General features: G+C 74.2%; 8 protein-coding genes. All 8 read left to right on the top strand.

Translation table 11 applies throughout. The features are described 5' to 3' along the window. Positions 1–19: 19 nt before the first annotated feature. Genes AC068Z_RS13265 through AC068Z_RS13230 form a run of 8 tightly spaced genes read left to right on the top strand, consistent with a single transcriptional unit; the run spans position 20 to position 21,919 of the window. Positions 20–5,101, top strand: a complete 5,082-nt coding sequence (locus tag AC068Z_RS13265; RefSeq protein ID WP_478554718.1) for an amino acid adenylation domain-containing protein — start codon at positions 20–22, stop codon at positions 5,099–5,101. Beyond that, entirely contained in the window at positions 5,098–15,993 is a 10,896-nt protein-coding gene (locus AC068Z_RS13260; RefSeq protein WP_478554717.1) for a non-ribosomal peptide synthetase, read from the top strand. Before AC068Z_RS13265 ends, AC068Z_RS13260 begins: the two co-directional genes overlap by 4 nt. A 37-nt stretch (positions 15,994–16,030) precedes the next feature. Next, positions 16,031–16,954 (top strand): ornithine carbamoyltransferase, encoded by a 924-nt coding sequence (locus tag AC068Z_RS13255; protein WP_478554716.1) that lies wholly within the window; start codon positions 16,031–16,033, stop codon positions 16,952–16,954. Continuing rightward, positions 16,951–18,480 carry an MFS transporter gene (locus AC068Z_RS13250; protein ID WP_478554715.1) on the top strand — a complete coding sequence of 510 codons (1,530 nt, stop codon included), beginning with the start codon at positions 16,951–16,953 and terminating at the stop codon, positions 18,478–18,480. The genes AC068Z_RS13255 and AC068Z_RS13250 overlap by 4 nt, the downstream gene beginning before the upstream one ends. Continuing rightward, positions 18,477–19,232: a thioesterase II family protein gene (locus AC068Z_RS13245; protein WP_478554714.1), complete on the top strand. Its 756-nt coding sequence runs from the start codon at positions 18,477–18,479 to the stop codon at positions 19,230–19,232. The genes AC068Z_RS13250 and AC068Z_RS13245 overlap by 4 nt, the downstream gene beginning before the upstream one ends. A gap of 1 nt (position 19,233) precedes the next feature. Beyond that, positions 19,234–20,169 (top strand): TauD/TfdA family dioxygenase, encoded by a 936-nt coding sequence (locus tag AC068Z_RS13240; protein WP_478554713.1) that lies wholly within the window; start codon positions 19,234–19,236, stop codon positions 20,167–20,169. A gap of 38 nt (positions 20,170–20,207) precedes the next feature. Continuing rightward, complete coding sequence (locus AC068Z_RS13235) at positions 20,208–20,984, top strand: 4'-phosphopantetheinyl transferase family protein (protein WP_478554712.1); 777 nt, start codon at positions 20,208–20,210, stop codon at positions 20,982–20,984. Beyond that, the gene (locus AC068Z_RS13230; RefSeq protein WP_478554711.1) at positions 20,981–21,919 is read left to right on the top strand and encodes a TauD/TfdA family dioxygenase; all 939 of its coding nucleotides are present in this window, start codon (positions 20,981–20,983) and stop codon (positions 21,917–21,919) included. The genes AC068Z_RS13235 and AC068Z_RS13230 overlap by 4 nt, the downstream gene beginning before the upstream one ends. Positions 21,920–22,040 lie beyond the last annotated feature (121 nt).

Here is a 22,040-nt window from a genome sequence, read left to right as displayed (position 1 = left end):
GTCTGTGACAGGAGTAACCGTGAACGCCGAACTGCTGTCGGAACGCTTCGCCGAGCAGGCGTTCCGTACCCCGAGCGCGGCCGCCGTCGTGGACGGCACCCGGGTGGTGACGTACGAGGAGCTGGACCGTGCGTCGCTGCGCCTGGCCGCCCGTCTGCGGGACCTGGGCGCCGGCCCGGAGACGCTCGTCGGGGTGGCCCTGCCCCGGAGCGTAGACCTGGTCGTCGCGCTGCTGGGCGTCTGGCGGGCCGGGGCGGGCTACGTCCCGCTCGACCCGGCCCAGCCGCCCGCCCGCCTGACGGAGCTGGTCCGCGAGGCCGGGGCGGGACTGCTCGTCTCCGGCCCCGGGCTGTCCGCCCTGGCCGCGCAGGCCGGTGCGCGGCACGTCCCGGCGTCCGTGGACTCCGGCTCCGAATCCGACTCCGGCTCCGAATCCGACTCCGGCTCCGACTCCGGCTCCGGCTCCGACTCCGACTCCGCATTCGCATCCGCATCCGGGACGGCCGACGCCCCCGAGCTGCCCGCCGCCGACCCCGCCGGTGTCGCCTACGCCGTCTTCACCTCCGGTTCCACCGGCAAGCCCAAGGCCGTCGCCGTCACGCACGCGGGCATCGCCAACCGGGTCGGCTGGACCGTCGAGCGGCATGCGCTCGGCGCCGGTGACCGGGTGCTGCACAAGACCACCATCGGCTTCGACGCCGCCGTGTGGGAGATCTTCGCCCCGCTCGTCGGCGGCGGCACCGTCGTGCTCGCCCCGGCGGGTGCCGAACGCGATCCGGCGGCCCTGCTGCGCGCGGTCGCCGCGCACGATGTCACGGTCCTCCAGGTCGTGCCGTCGGTGCTCCGGCTCCTCGTCGAGGAGGGCGACTTCACCGGCTGCGGCTCGCTGCGGCTGCTGTTCTCGGCCGGCGAGGCCCTGCACGCCGAGCTGGTCACGCGGCTGCGCGAACGCGCCGGGAACGCCCTCGAGGTGTGGAACACCTACGGCCCCACCGAGTGCTCCATCGACGTCACCGCCCAGCTCGTCGACCCCGAGCTCACCACCGGCCCGGTCCCGATCGGCCGCCCGCTGCCCGGCCTGCGCGTCCTCGTCCTCGACGCCAACCTCGCCCCCGTGCCCGTCGGCGTCCCCGGCGAGCTGTACGCGGGCGGTGTCGGCGTCGCCCGCGGCTACGTCGGCCGCCCCGACCTGACCGCCGAGCGGTTCGTGCCCGACCCGTACGCCGCCGAGCCCGGCGCCCGCCTCTACCGCACCGGCGACCAGGTCCGCTGGCGGGCCGACCGCACCCTGGAGTACCTCGGCCGCCTCGACCACCAGGTCAAGGTCAACGGCGTCCGCATCGAGCCCGGCGAGGTCGAGGCCGCGCTCACCGCGCACCCCGAGGTCACCGGCGCGGTCGTCGTGCCGTACCCGGCCGAGGACGGCGGCAAGCGCCTGGCCGCCCATCTCACCGGCTCCGTCGACCCCGCCGAGCTGCGCGCCTTCCTCGCCGAGCGGCTTCCCGACAGCCATGTGCCCGCCCTCTTCCACGTGCTGGACGCCTTCCCGCTGCTGCCCAGCGGCAAGGTCGACCGCTCGCGCCTGCCCTCCGCCGAGGAGATCACCGCCGCGGGCCAGCCCGCCTTCACCGCCCCGCGCGACACCGCCGAGGAACTGGTGGCCGGGGTCTGGGCGGAGCTGCTCGGGCAGGACCGGGTCGGCGCCCACGACGACTTCTTCGCCCTCGGCGGCACCTCCCTGCAGCTGACCCGGCTCGCCTCGCGGCTGCGCGCCGCGTCCGGCGAGAAGGTCTCCCTGCGCGGCCTGTTCGCGGCCACGACGGTCGAGGCGCAGGCCCGCCTGATCGGCAGGCCCGCCGCGGACGGGGACGCGATCGTCGCCGTCCCGCGCACCGGCGAGCTGCCGCTGTCCTCCGGCCAGCGCCGGCTGTGGTTCCTGGACCGGATGCACCCCGGCAGCCCCGAGTGGGTCGCCCCCCTCTTCCTGCGCCTGCCCGGCGCCCTCGCCGCCGACGACGTACGGTCCGCGCTCGACGCGCTGGCCGCCCGGCACGAGCCGCTGCGCACCCGGTACGTCAGCGAGGGCGGCGAGCCGCGCCAAGTCGTCGACGCACCTTTCGCCCACCGCACGGAGCTGCGCGTCGAGGACTCGACCGCCGACGGTGTCGCCGCCCTGTTCGGCGAGCAGTTCGCGCGCGGCTTCGACCTCGCCGAGGGCCCGCTGTGGCGGGCGCTGCTGGTCCGGATCCCGGGCGAGGACCACCTGCTGCTGCTCACCCTGCACCACATCACCTGCGACGGCTGGTCGACCGTTCTGCTGGAGCGGGAGCTGCGCGCGCTGTGCGCGGGGGCCGAACTGCCCGCGCCCGCCCTCCAGTACGCCGACTACGGCTCCTGGCAGCACGCCCGGCTCACCGAGGAGGTCGTCGAGCGGGAGCTGGCGCACTGGCGCACCGCCCTCGACGGCATCGCCCCGCTGGACCTGCCCACCGACCGGCCCCGTCCGCCGGTCCGCGACCCGCGCGGTGCGGTCGTACCGTTCCGCATCAGCCCCGAAGTCGCGGGAAGGCTCACCGAGTTGGGCCGCGAGAACGGCGCCACGCCGTTCATGACGCTGCTCACCGCCTACGCGACGCTCGTCGCCCGCTACAGCGGCCAGTGGGACGTGCCGGTCGGCACCCCGGTCGCGGGCCGCACCCGGCCCGAGACCGAGAACATGGTCGGCTTCTTCCTCAACTCGCTGATCGTGCGCTGCGGACTCGGCCCCGAGGTCGGCTTCACCGAGGCCCTCGGCCGGGTCCGGGACGCGGCCCGCGCCGCCCTCGTCCACCAGGAGCTGCCGTTCGAGCGGCTGGTCGACGAGCTCCAGCCCGAGCGCGACCTGTCCCGCACCCCGCTCTACCAGGTCGCCTTCGACCTGCACAGCGAGGGCGTCACCAGCGTCGTCACCGCCGACGCCGACCTCGCCGCGTTCACCGAGGCCTGGCAGGTCGCCAAGACCGATCTGTCGCTGTTCATGCGGCAGACCCCCGACGGCGCGCTCGACGGCGTCCTGGAGTACGCCACCTCGCTGTTCGACCGGGCCACCGCCGAGCGGATGACCGGCCACTTCCTCACCCTGCTGGAGCGGGTCGCCGCCGCGCCGGACACCCCGCTCGGCACCGTCGACCTGCTCTCCGCCGAGGAGCGCGGCCGGCTGCTGACCGAGTGGAACGACACCGCGTTCCCCTTCGCGGACAAGGCCGTCTTCGAGCTCTTCGAGGAGCGGGCCGCCGAGACCCCCGAGCGCACCGCGCTGACCTGCGGCACCCGCACGACGACCTACGGCGAGCTGGACGCCGCCGCCAACCGGCTCGCGCACCATCTGCGCACCCGGGGCGCGGGCTGCGAGTCGCGGGTCGCGGTGCTGCTGGACCGGGGTCCGGAACTGGTGACCGCGCTGCTCGCGGTGTGGAAGGCCGGCGGCGCCTACGTGCCGGTGGACCCCTCCTACCCGGCCGACCGGATCACCGCGATGTGCACGGCGGCGGGCGCCCGGACGGCGGTCACCTCCGCCGCCTACGCCCACCGCTTCCAGGACTCCGGCGCCCGGCCGCTGCTGGTCGACGAGGACGCCGCCGACATCGCCGCCCGTCCCTCGACGATCCCCGCGCGGAGCCGGGACACGGACCTGGACCGGCTCGCGTACGTCATCTTCACCTCCGGCTCCACGGGCACCCCGAAGGGTGTCGAGGTGCACCACCGGGGTCTCGCCAACCACGTCGCCTGGGCGGCGCGGGAGCTGGCGGGGGAGGACTACGGCGGCGGCGCCCTGTTCTCCTCGGTCGCCTTCGACCTGGTCGTGCCCAACCTGTGGGCGCCGCTGGTCACCGGGCAGCGGCTGTTCCTGCTGCCGCAGGACACCGACATGTCCGAGCTGGGCAAGCGCCTGGCGGAGGCCGAGCCGTTCAGCTTCCTCAAGCTGACGCCCGGTCACCTCGACATCCTGGCCCACCAGCTGAGTCCCTCGCAGGCCGGTGCCCTCACCCCGGTGATGGTGGTGGCGGGAGAGGCCTTCACCCGGGCCACGCTGGAGCGCTGGCGCGAACTCGCCCCGGACATGCGGCTGATCAACGAGTACGGGCCGACCGAGGCCTCCGTCGGCACCTCGGTCCACCCGGTCCCGGCCGACGGCACGGAGGGCATCGCGGACGTCCTGCCGATCGGCCGCCCGCTGCCCAACATGACCATGTACGTCCTGGACGCGGCGCTCCAGCCGGTCCCGGTCGGCGTGACGGGCGAGCTGTACGTCGGCGGCACCGGCGTGGCCCGCGGCTACGCGAACCGCCCCGACCTGACCGCCGAGCGCTTCCTGCCCGACCCCTACGGCACTCCGGGCGCCCGCCTCTACCGCACCGGCGACCTGGTGCGCCGGCTGCCGGACGGTGACGTGGCCTTCCTCGGCCGCGTCGACGACCAGGTCAAGATCCGCGGCCACCGCGTCGAACTCGGCGAGGTCCAGGCGGCGCTGGCCGCCCACGCGGAGGTGCGCGAGGCGTACGTGACGACCGTCGACGGCGAACTCGCCGCCTACTGCACCCCGGCCGCGGTCCCGGTCGACGCGCTGCGCGAGCACCTGGCGGAGCGGCTGCCGGAGTACATGATCCCGGCGACCTTCACCGGCCTCGACGCCCTCCCCGTCAACGCCAACGGCAAGATCGACCGGCGGGCGCTGCCCGCGCCGGGCCGGGCCGCCGAGGACGCGGGGCACGTGCCGCCGAGCGGTCCGGTCGAGGAGCGCGTCGCCGAGATCTGGACCGAGCTGCTCGGCGTCCAGGCCGGAGCACACGACAACTTCTTCCACATCGGCGGCAATTCCATCCTCGCCATCCGCCTCATCTCGCACCTCCAGCAGGAGTACGAGATCGACTTCGCCGTCCGCACGGTCTTCGAGGGACCGACCATCGCCCGGCTCGCCGCCGCCGTCGAGGAGCGCGTCCTGGCGCAGATCGACGCGCTGTCCGACGCCGACCTGCTGCGGGACGCCACGCAGCCGGCGGAGGCGCGGGACGCCACCACGGACCTTTCGACCCACGCATCGCTGAAGGAGCACCAGGCATGAGCACCGGGGAAATCGAGCAGAGCACGGTCTCGGGCGCCGACGGGTCCGAGTACCGCACGGTCCCGGGCCCCGGGGAGTCCGGCCACGGCACGGTCCCGGATGCCGATCCCGAGGCGCTGCGGGCCGAGTTGCTGCGGCGGCGGCTCGCGGGGCGGCGGGGCGGGGTGTCGCGGCGGGCGGAGATCACCCGCGCCGACCGGTCGCGGCCGCTGCCGCTGTCGTACGGGCAGCAGCAGATGTGGTTCCTCAGCCGACTCGAGCCGGACAGCCCCGAGTACCTGGTGCCGCTGGTCCTCAGGCTGCGCGGGGAGCTTGACACCGACGCGCTCGGACGGGCCTGGCAGGGGCTGCTGGATCGGCACGAGATCCTGCGTACGCGGTACGTCCTCGACGGCGACGAGCCCGTCCAGGTGATCGACGAGCCCCGACTCGCGCCCCTTGAGCACTCCGCGGCGGCCGACGACTCCGCGGCCCGTGCCGTCGTCGAGGCCGACCTGGCCTGCCCCTTCGACCTCGGACAAGACTGGCCGGTGCGCGGGCGGCTGATCCGCCTCGCCGCCGACGAGCACCTCCTCGCCGTCGTCTTCCACCACATCGCCTGCGACGCCTGGTCCACCGGCGTCTTCGGCCAGGAGCTCGGCGAGCTGTACACCGGCGCCACCCCGGCCCCGCTCGCCGTGCAGTACGCCGACTACGCCGCCTGGCAGCGCGCCGAGCTGACCGGTGAGGTCATCGAGCGCCACCTCGGCTACTGGCGGCGCCAGTTGGACGGCCTGACCCCGCTGGACCTGCCCGCCGACCGGCCGCGTCCCGCGGTGCGCGACGGCGCGGGCGCGTCCGTCGCCTTCCAGGTCCCGGACACCCTCGCGGCCCGGCTGCGCGAGCTGGCCGCCGGTCACGACGCCACCCTGTTCATGCTGTTCCTGACCGCCTACCAGTCCCTGCTGGCCCGCTGGACCGGCATCACGGACATCGCGGTCGGCACCGTGGTCTCCGGCCGTGGCCGTCCCGAGCTGCAGCAGCTCATCGGCTACGGCATCAACAGCCTGGTGATGCGCGGCGACCTGGCCGGCGACCCCGCCTTCGGCGAGCTGCTGGCCCGCACCCGGTCCACGGTCCTCGACGCCTACGACCACCAGGACGTCGCCTTCGCCCAGGTCGTCGAGGCCGTCGGCCCGGAGCGCGATCTGTCCCGCACCCCGCTGTTCCAGGTCGCGTTCACCATGCACGGCGACCGCGGCGCCGCCTTCGCCTTCCCCGGCGTGGAGGTCTCCCCGTTCGAGGGCTCCGGCGGTGTCGCCAAGTTCGACCTCGACCTCCAGGTCCGCGAGGGTGCCGACGGCTCCCTCGGCGGCCACCTGGAGTACGCCACCGCCCTGTTCGACGAGACCACGGTCCAGCGCTTCGCCGGACATCTGCTGCGGCTGCTCGACGCCGTCGCCGCCGACCCGGCCGCGCCCCTGTCGTCGTACGACATCCTCGGCGCCGAGGAGCGGGCCGTGCTGGTCGGCTCCCCGGAGGTGCCCGAGCCGGTGGTCCGGCGCGTGCACGAGCTGTTCGAGGAGCAGGCGGCGCGCACGCCCGACGCGGTGGCCGTGTCCTTCGAGGGCGCCGATCTCACCTACGCCGAGCTCAACGCCCGCGCCAACCGCGTCGCGCACGCCCTGATCGCCCGCGGTGCCGGCCCCGAGACGCTGGTCGGGCTGAGCCTGGAACGCGGCGCCGAGCTGATCCCGGCGCTGCTCGGCATCCTCAAGTCCGGTGCCGCCTACCTTCCGCTGGACCCCGCCAACCCGGCCGACCGCATCGCCTACATCGTCCAGGACGCGCAGGCGCCGGTGGTGGTCACCACCCCCGAGCACGCCCATCTGTTCGACGTGGACGTGCTGTTCGTCGGCCAGGAGGGGGAGCAGCCGGAGACGAACCCGGGTGTCGCGGGCAGCCCCGAGAACCTGATCTACACGATCTACACCTCCGGCTCGACCGGAAAGCCCAAGGGCGTCGCGCTCACCCACGCCAACGTCGTACGGCTCATGGAGCGCGGCCACGAGCACTACGCGTTCTCCGAGACCGACGTCTGGCCGCTGTTCCACTCGTACGCCTTCGACGTGTCCGTGTGGGAGATGTGGGGCGCCCTGCTGTTCGGCGGGCGGCTCGTCGTGGTGCCGTACGCGGTGACCCGCTCGCCGGAGGAGTTCCTCGACCTGCTGGTGCGCGAGAAGGTCACGGTCCTCAACCAGACGCCGACCGCGTTCCGCTCGCTGATCGGCACCGACGCCGAACTCTCCCTGCGGGCCGTGGTGTTCGCGGGTGAGAAGCTGGAGGTCTCCGAACTGCGGCCGTGGACCGACCGGTTCGGGCTGGACCGGATCGCCCTGGTCAACATGTACGGGATCACCGAGACGACCGTCCACACCACCTACCACCGCCTCACCGGGGCCGACCTCGACCCGCAGGCCGGCAACCCCGTCGGCCACCCGCTGGCCGACCTGCGGGTCTACCTGCTGGACGGCGACGGGCTGCTCGTCCCGGTCGGCGTGCCCGGCGAGATCCACGTCGGCGGCCCCGGCGTGGCCCGCGGCTACCTCAACCGGCCGCGGCTGACCGCCGAGCGGTTCGTGCCCAACCCCTACGGCCCGCCCGGCTCCCGGCTCTACAGGAGCGGCGACCTGGCACGCCGACTGCCCGACGGCAGCCTGGAGTTCCTCGGCCGCATCGACGACCAGGTCAAGATCCGCGGCTTCCGCATCGAGCTCGGCGAGATCGAGACCGCCCTCGCCGCGCACCCGCGGGTCCGTGACGCCGTCGTCCTGGTCCGCGAGGACACCCCCGGCGACAAGCGCCTGACCGCCTGGGTCACCCCGGCGGGCGACCCCGCCCCCACCCCGGCCGAGCTGCGCTCCCACCTGGCCGGGCAGCTGCCCGAGTACATGGTCCCGGCCGCCTTCGTGGCCCTCGACGCGCTGCCGCTGACCACCAACGGCAAGCTCGACAAGCGCGCCCTGCCCGCCCCGGGCCAGGACGCCCTCGGCGCCTCGGGGTACGTCGCCCCGCGCACCGTCGCCGAGGAGCGCATCGCCGAGGTGTGGGCCGAGGTGCTGGGCCTGGAACGGGTCGGTGTCGAGGACGGCTTCTTCGAGCTGGGCGGCCACTCCATCCGCGCCGTCAGCCTCGTCGGCCGGCTGCGCGCCCTCGGCTACGACCTCGCCGTCCGTGACGTCTTCGAGCACCGCACGGTCGCCCGGATCGCCGAGCTGGTCACCGGCCGCCCGGCGCCCGCCGAGGCGGTCCGTACCGTGGAGCCGTTCGCCCTCGTCCCCGAGGCGGACCGGGCGCTGCTGCCCGAGGGCCTCGCCGACGCCTACCCGCTGTCGCAGGTGCAGCTCGGCATGGTCGTCGAGATGCTCACCGACGACGGCAAGCACCCGTACCACAACGTCACGTCCTTCCGGATCCGCGACGAGCGCCCCTTCGCCCTCGACGCGCTGCGGGAGGCCGCCGCGGTCGTCGTCGCCCGGCACGAGGTGCTGCGCACCTCCGTCGCCCTCACCGGCTACTCGGTGCCGCTGCAACTGGTGCACGCCGACGCCGGGATGCCGGTCGGCGCCCGCGACCTGTCCCACCTCACCGACGACGAACTCCAGGCCTCTCTGCGCGAGTTCACCGTCGTCGAACGGGCCCGTCTGTTCGACCTGGCCACGCCTCCGCTGCTGCGCCTGTACGCGCACACGGCCGCCGACGGCAGCTGGTGGATCACCAACACCGAGTGCCACGCGATCCTCGACGGCTGGAGCCACCACTCCCTGCTGATGGAGGTCCTGACCGAGTACGACCGGATCCGCGACGGCCAGGAGCCCTCCGAGGCCCCCGTCCCGGCCGTCCGCTTCGCCGACTTCATCGCCGCCGAACTGGACGTCCTGGACTCCGCCGACTCCCGCGCCTACTGGCAGGGGATCGTCGACGGCCACGCCCGGCTCACCGTCCCCGCCCCCTGGCGCGGCGACCCGGACGACACCGGCGCCCCCTACCGGGTGGCCGTGCCCTTCCACGACCTGGAGGAGCGGCTGCGCTCCCTGGCCGCCAAGGCCGGCGCCTCCCTCAAGAGCGTCCTGCACGCGGCCCACCTGAAGACGCTGAGCATGCTCACCGAGGAGCAGCGCTTCTTCTCCGGCCTGGTGTGCAACGCCCGGCCGGAGATCCTCGGCGCCGACCGCGTCTACGGCATGCACCTCAACACCCTGCCGTTCGCCCACGACCGCGACCACGACACCTGGCGCGAGCTGGTCGCCGCCGTGTTCGCCCGCGAGATAGAACTGTGGCCGCACCGCGCCTTCCCGATGCCGGTCATCCAGCGCGACCTCGCCGACGGCGAGCGGCTGATCGACATGCGCTTCAGCTACCACGACTTCGACCAGGTCGACCGCGAGCAGGTCGACTACCTGGCGAGCATCGACGACAGCCCCACCGAGTTCCCGCTCGGCGTCTCCGCCCGCGTCGGCCACCTCGTCCTGACCACCGCCCCGCGCGCCCTCGGCCGCACCGGCACCGACCGCCTCGCCGCCATGCTCCGCCAGGTCCTGGAGGCCATGGCCGCCGACCCCGAGGGCGACGCCCGCGCCACCTTCCTGCCCGAGGGCGAGCGGCACCGGCAGCTGGTCGAGTGGAACGCCACCGCCCACCCCGCCGAGACCCGGACCGTCCTCCAGCGCTTCGAGGAGCAGGCCGCCCGCACCCCGGGCGCCGTCGCCGTCCGCCACGCGAGCGGCACGCTCTCCTACGGCGAACTCGACGCCCGCGCCAACCAGGTGGCCCACCACCTGCGCGCCGAGGGCGTCGGCGCCGAGTCCCGGGTCCTGGTCCAACTGGACCGCGGCCCCGACCTGCTGACCGCGCTGCTGGCGGTGTGGAAGGCGGGCGGCGCCTACGTGCCCGTGGACCCGTCCTACCCGGCCGACCGGGTCGAGGCCATGCGCGCGCTCTCGGGCGCCGCGCTCACCCTGACCGCGCTGCCGGCCGACGCCCTCGTCAACCGGCCCGTGCACGCCCCGGAGCGGACGGACGACCTGGACCGGCTGGCGTACGTCATCTTCACCTCCGGCTCCACCGGCACCCCCAAGGGCGTCGAGGTGCACCACCGGGGCCTGGTCAACCACGTCGCCTGGGCGGCCCGCGAGCTGGCCTCACGCGGCGAGGGCGGCGCCCCGCTGTTCTCCTCGGTCGCCTTCGACCTCGTCGTCCCCAACCTGTGGGCGCCGCTGGTCACCGGGCAGGCCGTGCACACGGTCGCGGGGGACGTCGACATGGCGGACCTCGGCGAGACGCTCGCGGCCTCGGCGCCGTACAGCTTCATCAAGCTGACGCCCGGTCACCTGGACGTGCTGGCCCAGCAGCTCACCGCCGGGCAGGCGGCCGGGCTGGCGCCGGTGCTGGTGGTCGCCGGTGAGGCGTTCACCCGGGCCACGCTGAAGCGCTGGCGGGCGCTCGCCCCGGACGTGACGCTGATCAACGAGTACGGGCCGACCGAGGCCTCCGTCGGCACCACGATCCACCCGGTGCCGGCCGACCCGGACACGGACGTCCTGCCGATCGGCCGTCCGCTGCCGAACATGACGACGTACGTGCTGGACACGGCGATGCGTCCGGTGCCGGTCGGGGTGACGGGTGAGCTGTACGTGGGTGGTACCGGGGTGGCGCGTGGGTACGCGGGCCGTCCGGACCTGACCGCCGAGCGGTTCGTGCCGGACCCGTACGGCTCGGTGCCGGGCGCCCGGCTGTACCGCACCGGGGACCTGGTGCGCCAACTCGACGACGGGAACGTGGAGTTCCTCGGCCGGATCGACGACCAGGTCAAGATCCGCGGCTACCGCGTCGAGCTCGGCGAGGTCCAGGCCGTCCTCGGCGCTCACCCGGACGTCCGCGACGCCTTCGTCACCACGGCCGACGGCGAGCTCGTCGCCTACTGCACCCCCGCGACGGTCACCGCCGACTCCCTGCGCGCGCACCTGGCGGACCGGCTGCCCGAGTACATGGTCCCGGCCGCGTTCGTCGCCCTGGACGCCCTGCCGTTGAACGCCAACGGCAAGGTCGACCGGCGCGCCCTGCCCGCCGTGGACCCGGCGGCCGCCGTGCACGACGGCTACGTCGCCCCGCGCACCGTCACCGAGGAGCGCATCGCCCAGGTCTGGGCGCAGGTCCTCGGCCTGGACCGGGTCGGCGTCGAGGACGGCTTCTTCGAGATCGGCGGCCACTCCATCCGCGCCGTCGCCCTCGTCGGCGCGCTGCGCCAGGCCGGCTTCGACATCGGCGTCCGCGACGTCTTCGAGCACCGCACGGTCGCCGAGCTGAGCGAGTTCCTCACCGGACGCCCCGCGCGCACCGAGGTGGACACGCCCGTCGAGCGGTTCGCCCTGATCTCCGACGAGGACGAACAGAAGCTGCCCGCCGACGCGGTGGACGCCTACCCCCTCACCCAGGTCCAGCTCGGCATGGTCCTGGAGATGCTCGCCGACCGGACCCAGGCCGCCTACCACAACGTCTCCTCGTTCCGGATCACCGACGACGACCGCCCGTTCTCGGCCGCCGCCCTGCGCACCGCCGCGGACACCGTCACCGCCCGGCACGAGCTGCTGCGCACCTCCTTCCACCTGGACGGGTACACCGAGCCGCTCCAGGTCGTGCACGCCGAGGCGGCCGTCCCGGTCGCCGTCCACGACCTGACCGGCCTCGACGAGACCGCCCGCCGGGACGCCGTCCAGGAGTTCATCGCCGCCGAGCGCGCCGACCTGTTCGACCTGGAGCGGGCCCCGCTGCTGCGGATGACCGCGCACGTCGAGGGCGACGGCGCCTGGCGTCTCGGCCTCACCGTCTGCCACGCCATCACCGAGGGCTGGAGCCACCGGGCGCTCCTCATGGAGCTCCTCGACGAGTACCGCCGCGCCCGCGACGAGGCCGCCCCGGCCGACCTGCCGGCGCCCGCCGTCCGCTACGCCGACTTCGTCGCCGCCGAACTGCGCTCCCTGGACTTGGAGTCGGACCGCGGCCACTGGCAGGACGTCACCGGCCGGTACGCGCGCTTCGCCCTGCCGTCCGCCTGGGCGGGCGACCGCACCGCCCCGCGCGAGCGGTTCCGGGTCGCCGTCGAGCTCAGGCCGTACGAGCAGGGGCTGCGGGCGCTCGCCACGCGGGCCCGGGTCTCCCTCAAGAGCGTGCTGCTCGCCGCCCACCTCAAGGCGCTCAGCCTGCTCACCGAGGAGGACCGCTTCCACTCCGGGCTCGTCTTCAGCGCCCGCCCCGAGGCCCCCGGCGCCGACCGCGTCTACGGCATGTACCTCAACACCCTGCCGTTCGCCTTCGACGCCGACCGCGACCGCACCTGGGAGGAGCTGGTCCGCGAGGTCTTCGCGCACGAGGCGGGCATGTGGGAGCACCGCCGCTACCCGATGCCGGCCATCCAGCGCGACGCGGGCCTGGAGCGGCTGCTCGACGTCCGGTTCAGCTACCAGGACTTCGACCACGTCGACACCGAGCGCGTCGACGTCGGCGACAGCTCCGGCGAAGGGGCGACCGAGTTCGACCTGGCCGTCTCCGCGGTCTCCGGCTACCTGCTGATGACCACCCACACCCACGCCCTGTCGAGGGAGCACGCCGACCGGCTCACCGCCCTCTACGCGGGCGTCCTGGCCGCCATGGCGACCGACCCCACCGGCGACGCCCGGCTCGTCCCGCTGCCCGCGGAAGAACTGCACCGCCAGCTGGTGGAGTGGAACGACACCGCGCACGAGGCCGAGACCGCCACCGTGCTCCAGCGCTTCGAGGAGCAGGCGGCCCGCGTCCCGGACGCCCCGGCCGTCACCCTCGGGGACGAGACGGTCACCTACGCCGAGCTCGACGCCCGCGCCAACCGCCTCGCCCACGCCCTGCGTTCGCGCGGCGTCGACGCCGAGGCACGGGTGGCCGTCCAGCTCGACCGGGGCCCGGACCTGATCGCCGCGCTGCTCGCGGTGTGGAAGGCGGGCGGCGCCTATGTGCCGATCGACCCGTCCTACCCGGCCGAGCGGGTCGCCGCGATCGTCCGCACCTCGGGCGCCGCGGTGGCGCTCACACAGGCGGAGTACGCGGACCGCTTCGACGGTACGGACGTCCTGCCGGCGGAGGCCGGGAACGCCCTGCCGTCGACACCCCCCGCCCGCACCGACGACCTCGACCGGCTCGCCTACGTCATCTTCACCTCCGGCTCGACCGGCACGCCCAAGGGCGTGGAGGTGCCGCACCGGGGCCTGGTCAACCACGTCGCCTGGGCGGCGCGGGAGCTGGCCTCCCAGGGCGACGGCGGCGCGCCGATGTTCTCTTCGGTCGCCTTCGACCTGATCGTCCCCAACCTGTGGGGGCCGCTGGTCACCGGGCAGCGGGTGTTCACCGTCGCCCAGGACACCGAGCCCGGGACGCTGGGCCGGGCGCTGCTCGCGGGTGCGCCGTACGCCTTCGTCAAGCTCACGCCGGGACATCTGGACCTGCTCGCCGAACAGCTCACCACCGAGCAGGCGCAGGAGCTCGCCGGGGTCATGGTCGTCGCGGGCGAGGCGCTGCCCGGCGCGACCGCGGACCGCTCCCTGGACATCCTCGGCCCGGGCCGGCTCATCAACGAGTACGGGCCCACGGAGGCCTCCGTCGGCTCCACCGTCTTCCCGGTCGTCGGACCCGTCGCACGGGACGTCGTCCCGATCGGCCGTCCGCTGCCGAACATGACGACGTACGTGCTGGACACGGCGATGCGTCCGGTGCCGGTCGGGGTGACGGGCGAGCTGTACGTGGGCGGTACCGGGGTGGCGCGTGGGTACGCGGGCCGTCCTGACCTGACCGCCGAGCGGTTCGTGCCGGACCCGTACGGCTCGGTGCCGGGCGCCCGGCTGTACCGCACCGGGGACCTGGTGCGCCAACTCGACGACGGGAACGTGGAGTTCCTCGGCCGGATCGACGACCAGGCCAAGATCCGCGGCTACCGCGTCGAACTCGGCGAGGTCCAGGCCGTGCTGGCCGCCCACCCGGACGTCCGCGACGCCTTCGTCACCGTGCACGAGCCGGTGCCGGGGGACCGCCGCCTGGTCGCGTACTGGACGCCGGCCGCGTCCGCCGCTCCGGACGCCGAGGCTCTCGCCGCCCACTGCGCCCTGCGCCTGCCGGACTACATGGTCCCGTCGGCCTTCGTCGCCCTGGACGCCCTGCCGCTGAACGCCAACGGCAAGGTCGACCGGCGCGCCCTGCCCGCCGTGGACCGCGGCGCCCTGCGCACCGGCACCGACCACGTGCCGCCGCGCACGCCCACCGAGCTGACCCTCGCGGGCATCTGGTCCGACGTCCTCGGCGTCGAGCAGATCGGCGTCCACGACCGGTTCTTCGACCTCGGCGGCCACTCACTGCTGATGATCAAGGTGCTGGCGGCGGCCCGCGCGGCCGGCCTCACGGTCTCGATCTACCGCATGTACCAGCACGACACCCTGATCGACCTGGCGGGGGCGATCGACGAGGACATGGCGGACGCCGCGCCGGCCGTGGCGGAGGCCGCACCGGCCGTGGCTGAGGCAGCACCAGCCGTGCGGGAGGCCGTACCGCAGGAGCCCGAGGCTTCCGCCACGGACACCGTCCAGGTGCCCGCCGAACTCCTCGCCACCCTGCTGAAGCAGGCCCAGGCCGGAGCGGCGGACCCCGCCGCTCTCGCCCGGGCGGCAGCGTTGCTCGGCCCGGCCGCCACCACCCCGCACTTCTCCGCCGAGCGGGAGTTCGCCGACGGACTCACCGCCGTCATGGCCGACCACCACGTCCCCGGAGTCGCCCTCGCGGTGCTGCGGGACGGCGCCCTGGCCGACGTACGCGGACACGGCGTGCTCGCCGCGGACGGGGAGGCGCCGGTCACCGGCCGGACCCTGTTCCAGGTCGGCTCGATCAGCAAGCACGTCACCGCCTTCGCCGCCGTACGGCTGGCGGACCAGGGCGTGCTCGACCTGGACGCGGACGTCAACTCCCTGCTGACCTCCTGGAAGCTGGCCGACGACCCGGCCGCGCCGGGGCCGGTCACCGTGCGCCACCTGCTCGGCCACCGGGCCGGACTCGCCCGGCACCGCAGTGTCGGCTTCAAGCCCGGCGAGCAACTTCCCACCCTGCTGGACCTGTTGGAGGGCCGCCCGCCGGTCAGCACCCCGCGCGTGCGACGGGAACTGCCGCCCGGTGAGGTGTTCCGCAAGAGCAGCACGCACTACTGGGTGCTCCAGCAGGTACTGGAGGACGTCACCGGCGAGGACTTCGAGACGCTGATGCGACGCCTGGTCCTGGACCCGCTGGGCCTCGCCGACACCAGCTTCGACCAGCGGTTCCCGGAGACCTCCGGGCTGCCCGTGGCGCACGGGCACGACGCCCACGGCACCCCGCTGGCGGGCGGCTGGCGGGGCCGCGCCCACCTGGCCGCCGCGGGCCTGTGGACCACGGCAGGGGACACCGCCCGGCTGGTCCTCGCCGTACGGGACGCCCTGCTCGGCACCGAGGGCGCGCTCGTCGGCCAGGCGAGCGCGCGGGAGCTGCTGGCGGGGGAGTCCGGGACCTTCTACGGGCTCGGCACCATCGTCGACGACAGCGGCGACGACCTGGAGTTCGGCCACGGGGGCGAGCCCTCCGGCTACTGGAACATGGCGATCAGCAGGCTGCACGCCGGCACCGGTTTCGTGGCCCTGACCAACGCCGACTCCGGCAAGGCCGTGGTCAAGCACCTCACCGCCGAACTCGGCCGGGACGACGCCCGGTTCGGCAGCGGACGGCTCGCCGCCGACTGGCGCGGCGAGGGCGACGCCGGCGAACTCCCCGCCGTACTGGCCCCGGTCGTCACCGACGAGGACCGCGCATGACCGTCCCGGCCCGCATCCCGACCTCCTGGAGGACACCGTGGCATCCGTACGGCACCTGATCTCCATCGACGACCTCGACGACACCGACCTGCGCTCGCTCGTCGCGCGCGGCGCCGAGTTCTCGGCCCGCGCGGCGGGCCGCCCGGCGCCGCTGGCCGGGGACGTCGTGGGCATCTACTTCAGCAAGACCTCCACCCGCACCCGCACCGCCTTCTCCAGCGGCGCCCTCCGGCTCGGCGCGCAGATCATCGCCTACGGGCCCGGCGACCTCCAGCTCAACACGGGGGAGACCAGCGAGGACACCGGGCGGGTCATGTCCCGGATGCTCGACGTGCTGGTCGCCCGGACCGCGGGCGACCCCGCCGAGATGCGGGCCTGGGCCGCGCAGGAGCGGATGGCGGTGATCAACGCCATGAGCGCCGACGAGCACCCCACCCAGGCGCTGACCGATCTGACCACGCTCCAGGGGCGGTTCGGGCGGGTGGACGGACTGAAGGTCCTCTACGTCGGCGAGGGCAACAACACCGCCTCCGCGCTCGCCCTCGCCCTGACCCGGTTCCCCGAGGTCGAGTTCGAGCTGCGCACCCCGCCCGGCTACGGCCTCGCCCCCGCCTTCCGGGAGCGGGCCGCCGCACAGGCCGCCCGCAGCGGGGCCCGGTTCGCGGAGAGCCACGACATGGACGCCGTACCCGCCGGGTTCGACGTCGTCTACACCACCCGCTGGCAGACCACCGGCACCGCCAAGCCGGACCCGGACTGGCGGGAGATCTTCGCGCCGTTCCAGGTCACGAAGGCGCTGTGGGAGGACAGCCCCAAGGCGGTGTTCATGCACGACCTGCCCGCCCACCGAGGCGAGGAGGTCACCGCCGAGGTGCTGGACGGCCCCGAGTCCATCGCCTTCGCCCAGGCCGAGAACAAGATGCACAGCGCGATGGCGGTCCTGGAGTGGTGCAGGACATGACCTCGCCCGTCGCCGAGGCCCCCGCCGCCCCGGCTCCGCTGCGCCGCAACCGGGAGTTCCTGCTGCTGTGGTCCGGGGCGAGCCTGTCGTTCCTGGCCGCCCGGGTCACCTCGGTCGCCTATCCGCTGATCGTGCTCTGGCACACCGGCTCGCCGGTCGCCATGTCGGTCGTCACCACCGCGGCCCTGCTGCCGCTGCTGCTGGTGCAACTGCCGGCCGGGGTGGTCGTGGACCGCTTCGACCGGCGCCGGCTGATGCTGGTCTGCGAGGCGGGGCGGCTGCTGGCGGTGGGCAGCGTGGCGCTCGCCCTGGCGGCGGGCCGGATGTCGGTGGCGCATCTGGCGGCGGTGGCGTTCGCGGAGTCGGCGCTGGCGGTGTTCTACCGGCTGGCCGAGCGGGGTGCCGTCCGCAACCTCGTGCACCCCGCGCATCTGTCGGCCGCCCTCGCGCAGAACGAGGCGCGCGGGCGGGCGGCCGGGCTGCTCGGCCAGCCGGGCGGTGCGCTGCTCTACACGGCGGCACGCGGCCTGCCCTTCGGCTTCGGCGCCCTCGCCTACGCCTGTTCCTTCGTGAGCCTGCTGCTGATCCGCAAGGACTTCCAGCAGCGGCGCACCGCGGCACCCCGCCGGCCCGCCGCCGAAGTCGCCGAGGGCATGCGCTGGCTGTGGCGGCAGCGGTTCCTGCGGGCGGCGCTCGGCTATGTCGCCGGGACCAACGTGCTCTTCCAGATGCTCGCGCTGGCCCTGATCCTGCGGATCAAGGAGGAGGGCCTGTCGCCCTCGGCGCTCGCGGTCGTCGTGGGCGTCGGCGGGATCGGCGGCCTGTGCGGGGCGCTGGCCGGCGGGCGGCTGGAGCGCCGGACCAGCCGCCGCGCCCTGCTGATCGCCGGGGCGGTGGCCTGGACCCTGCTGATCGGCGCCATGGGCTTCACCGCGGAACCGGTGCTGCTCGGAGCGCTCTACGCCGGGATCGGCTTCGTCGGCGCGGTCTTCAACGTCTCCGCCGCCGTCTACCAGGTCCGCACCACCCCGGACGCCCTCCAGGGCCGCGTCGCCGCGACCGCCGCGCTGATCGGCTCCGGCACGAACGCCCTCGGCTCCTTCGCGGGCGGCCTGCTCCTGGCGGCGTGGGGAGCGCAGTCCACGGTCCGCGCGATCGCCGCCGCGATGGCCGTGCTGGCGGTACTGGCCGTACTGGCACCGGACTTGAGACGAGAACTCCCGGACGCGCCGGACGAGCCCGCGCCTCCTACGAGTCCCGACGCACCCGCGGCCCCTACGCAGCGCGACGTGCCCGCGCCTCCCTCGCGTCCCGACGCGTCCGCGTCTCCTGCGCCCGGGGCGTCCGCGCCTCCTGCGCCCGGCGCGTCCGCGTCTCCCGCGCCCGACGCGTCCGCGGCCCCTACGCAGCGCGATGTGCCCGCGGCTTCCACGCACCCCGGCGGGCCGGCGGCACCCTCGCGTCGCGGCGTGCCTGTGACCCCCGAAGAGCCCCTGACCCCCACGAAAGGAGACGCGGCCTCATGACCGTCGTGCAGGACATGCCCTGGTTGCGGGCCTATCCCGCCGCGTCCGGGCGGGCGCCCCGGCTCCGGCTCGTCTGCTTCCCGCACGCCGGCGGCAACGCACAGCTGTTCCGCGGCTGGGCCGCCCGGCTGCCGGCCGACGTGGAGCTGCTCGCCGTCCGCTACCCCGGGCGGCAGGAGCGGCTCAGTGAGCCGTGCGTGGAGGACATGGCCACCCTCGCCGACGCCGTGACGGCCGCGCTGCTGCCGTGCCTCGACCGGCCCGTCGCCCTGTTCGGGCACAGCATGGGCTCCTCCGTGGCCTACGAGACCGCCCTGCGGCTGCAGACGCGGCACGGCGTCGTCCCGCGCCGCCTGGTGGTCTCCGCCCGCTCCGCCCCGCACCGCGCCCGCCCCACCGGACTGCACCACCGCTCCGACGACGACCTCGTCGCCGGGGTGCGCCGCCTCGGCGACCTCGGCTCGGAGGCCTACGACGTCCCCGAGCTGCGCGAGCTGCTGCTGCCCGCGCTGCGCGCCGACTACCGGCTCATCGAGGCCTACCGGCCCGCCGAGCCGCCCCAGCCCGTGCACGCCCCGATCACCGCCTGCCTCGGCAGCGGCGACCCCGGCTGCGACCCGGACGCGGTCGCCGCCTGGGCCGAACTGACCACCGCCGGCTTCCGGTTGCGCACCTACCCCGGCGACCACTTCTACCTCGCGCCGCGCGAAGCCGAGCTGCTCGCGGACATCACTCATGACCTGGAGGTTTGACATGACTCAGACGGACATCTGGACCCCCCTGGAGATCGAGGCCGAGGGGACGGGCGGCGCCGACGAACTCGTGGAGCGGGTCATCGGCATGGGCGAGCAGTTCGGCAAGCTGCTCGTCGCCGAGAAGGGCCTGGTCTTCCGCGGCTTCGGCGTCACCCCCGCCGAACTCGACCGGGTGCTCGACGCGCTGCTGCCCAACCGGCTCGCCTACGTGCACGGCAACTCCCCGCGCACCAAGGTCGGCAGCAACGTCTACACCTCGACCGAGTACCCGCAGGAGTTCACCATCTCGATGCACAACGAGATGAGCTACGCCCACGCCTGGCCGGCCCGCCTGGCGTTCTACTGCGAGGTCCAGCCCGGCAGCCGCGGCGCCACCCCCGTGGTCGACGCCGCCCTGTGGCTGCGGTCCCTCGATGACAAGGTGCGCGAGTCCTTCGCCGGCGGCGTGCGCTACGTGCAGAACCTGCACGACGGCTTCGGCCTCGGCAAGAGCTGGCAGGACACCTTCGAGACCACCAGCCGCGAGGACGTCGAGGCGTTCCTCGCCCCCACCGGCGCCGACTGGGAGTGGAAGGCCGACGGCGGCATCCGCGTCTCCTCGCTGCGCCCCGCCACCACCCGGCACCCGGTCACCGGCGCCGAGGTGTGGTTCAACCAGGCCGACCAGTGGCACCCCGCGGGCCTCGGCGACGACACCGCCGCCGCCCTGGCGCAGATCCTGCCCGAGGACGAGCTGCCGCAGAACGTCACCTTCGCCGACGGCAGCCCCATCCCCGCCGAGTACGTGGAACAGATCCGCGACCGCGGCCTGGAGCACGCCGTGGACGTCGACTGGCGCACCGGAGACCTGCTGCTGATCGACAACGTCCTGCTGGCCCACGGCCGCCGCCCCTTCACCGGGGACCGCCGGGTGCTGGTCGCCATGTCCGACTGACCCCTCGGCGCACCGACGAAACAGAACGGACTGAGGCGATGACCGCCGCATACGAGTATCTGAGGGACCACGACGCGGTCCACGTCTGGCGGGGCAGGGCACCGGACACCCTCGCGCCGGGCGACCTCGATCTGCTGTCCGAGGAGGAACTGGCGCAGGTGCGGCGGCTGGGCGACCCGGCCGCCACCCGCTACGCGTCCGCGCACGCGGCCCTGCGCCGGATCCTCTCCGAGTACCTCGGCGTGCCCCCGCGCGAGGTGGTCCTCGGCCGCCGCCCGTGCCCGCGCTGCGCGCACCCCCGGCACGGCCGGCCGAGGATCGACCGGCCCGCCACGGACCTCGACTTCAACCTGTCGAGGTCCGGGCCGCACTGGCTGCTCGCCGTCCTGGTCGGCCGGCAGGTCGGCGTCGACCTGGAGGACGGCCGCGACCTGGACGTGGAGGGCGCCTCCCGGCTGGTGATGAGCGCCTCCGAACTCGCCCACGTGGACTCCCGCGCGGGCGAGACCGAGAAGCTGCACGCCTTCTTCCGCTGCTGGACCCGCAAGGAGGCCGTGGTGAAGGCGAGCGGCGTCGGCATCATCACCAACCTGCGCGAGGTCGACGTACAACCGGCCGACGACGGCCCGGTGCTGGTCGGCCACGCGCTGCCCACCGGGCCCGACACCTGGCTGGTGGAGGACCTGCCGGTGGTCGACGGCGTGTTCGCCGCACTGGCCCGGCAGGCGGGCACCGCACTCGGCCCGGTCGTACCGCGCCGCTACGAGTCCCTGGAGAGCCAGGGCGAGACGACGAGAGGGGTCCTGGTCCCATGACCGCGATCACGTACACGGCCGCGCCCGGCACCGCGGTGCACGAGTGGATCGCCGAGCACCGCGCCGAGCTGAGGGAGGTCCTCGGCACCCGCGGGGCGATCCTGCTGCGCGGCTTCGAGGTCGGCGGCGTCGACGGCTTCGACGGAGTGGTGCGGGCCTTCTCCGGCAGCGCGCCGCTGGACTACGCCGAGCGCTCCTCGCCGCGCTCCACCATCAAGGGGCAGGTGTACACCTCGACGGACTACCCGGCCGACGAGGAGATCTTCCTGCACAACGAGAACTCCTACCAGGCCGTCTGGCCGCACACCCTGTACTTCTACTGCATCGAGCCGGCGCTCACCCAGGGCGCGACCCCGCTCGCCGACATCCGCGAGGTGTACGCGGCGATCGACCCGGCGGTGCGCGAGGAGTTCGTGCGGCGCGGCGGCTGGCGCGTGGTGCGCAACTTCCACGCCGACTTCGGGGTGCCGTGGCAGGAGGCGTTCGGCACCGAGGACCGGGACGCGATCGTGGAGTACTGCCGGGGCAAGGGCATCACCGCCGAGTGGCGCTCCGACGGCGGGCTGCGCACCACCACCGTCCGCGAGGCGGTGCACACGCACCCGGTCTCCGGCGAGGAGGTCTGGTTCAACCACGCCACGTTCTGGCACGTCACCTCGCTCGCGCCGGAGGTGCAGGAAGGGCTGCGGGAGATCTTCGACGACGAGGACCTGCCCACCAACACCTACTTCGGCGACGGCGGCCGTATCCCCGACGAGACGGTGGCGCATCTGCGGGCCGCCTACCGCAAGGCGTCCACCCGCTTCGACTGGGAGCGCGACGACGTCCTCATCGTCGACAACATGCTGGCCGCGCACGGCCGTGAGCCGTTCACCGGTCCGCGGAAGATCGCGGTGGCGATGGCGGAGCCCTCACGTTCCCCGGTCGCGGTCTGACCTCTCTTCCCGACCCCTTTTCCCGACCCCTTTTTTGGCGCCTTCTCCGGCGCGCGCACGAAGCGAGGGCCGGCCGCCGGTTCCGTACTCATGACGTACGGAACCGGCAGCCGGCCCTCTT

The organism is Streptomyces sp. NPDC043726, from assembly GCF_056436565.1.
The sequence above is the reverse complement of the archived record's forward strand: the minus strand, read 5'-3'. Positions and strand labels throughout refer to the sequence as shown.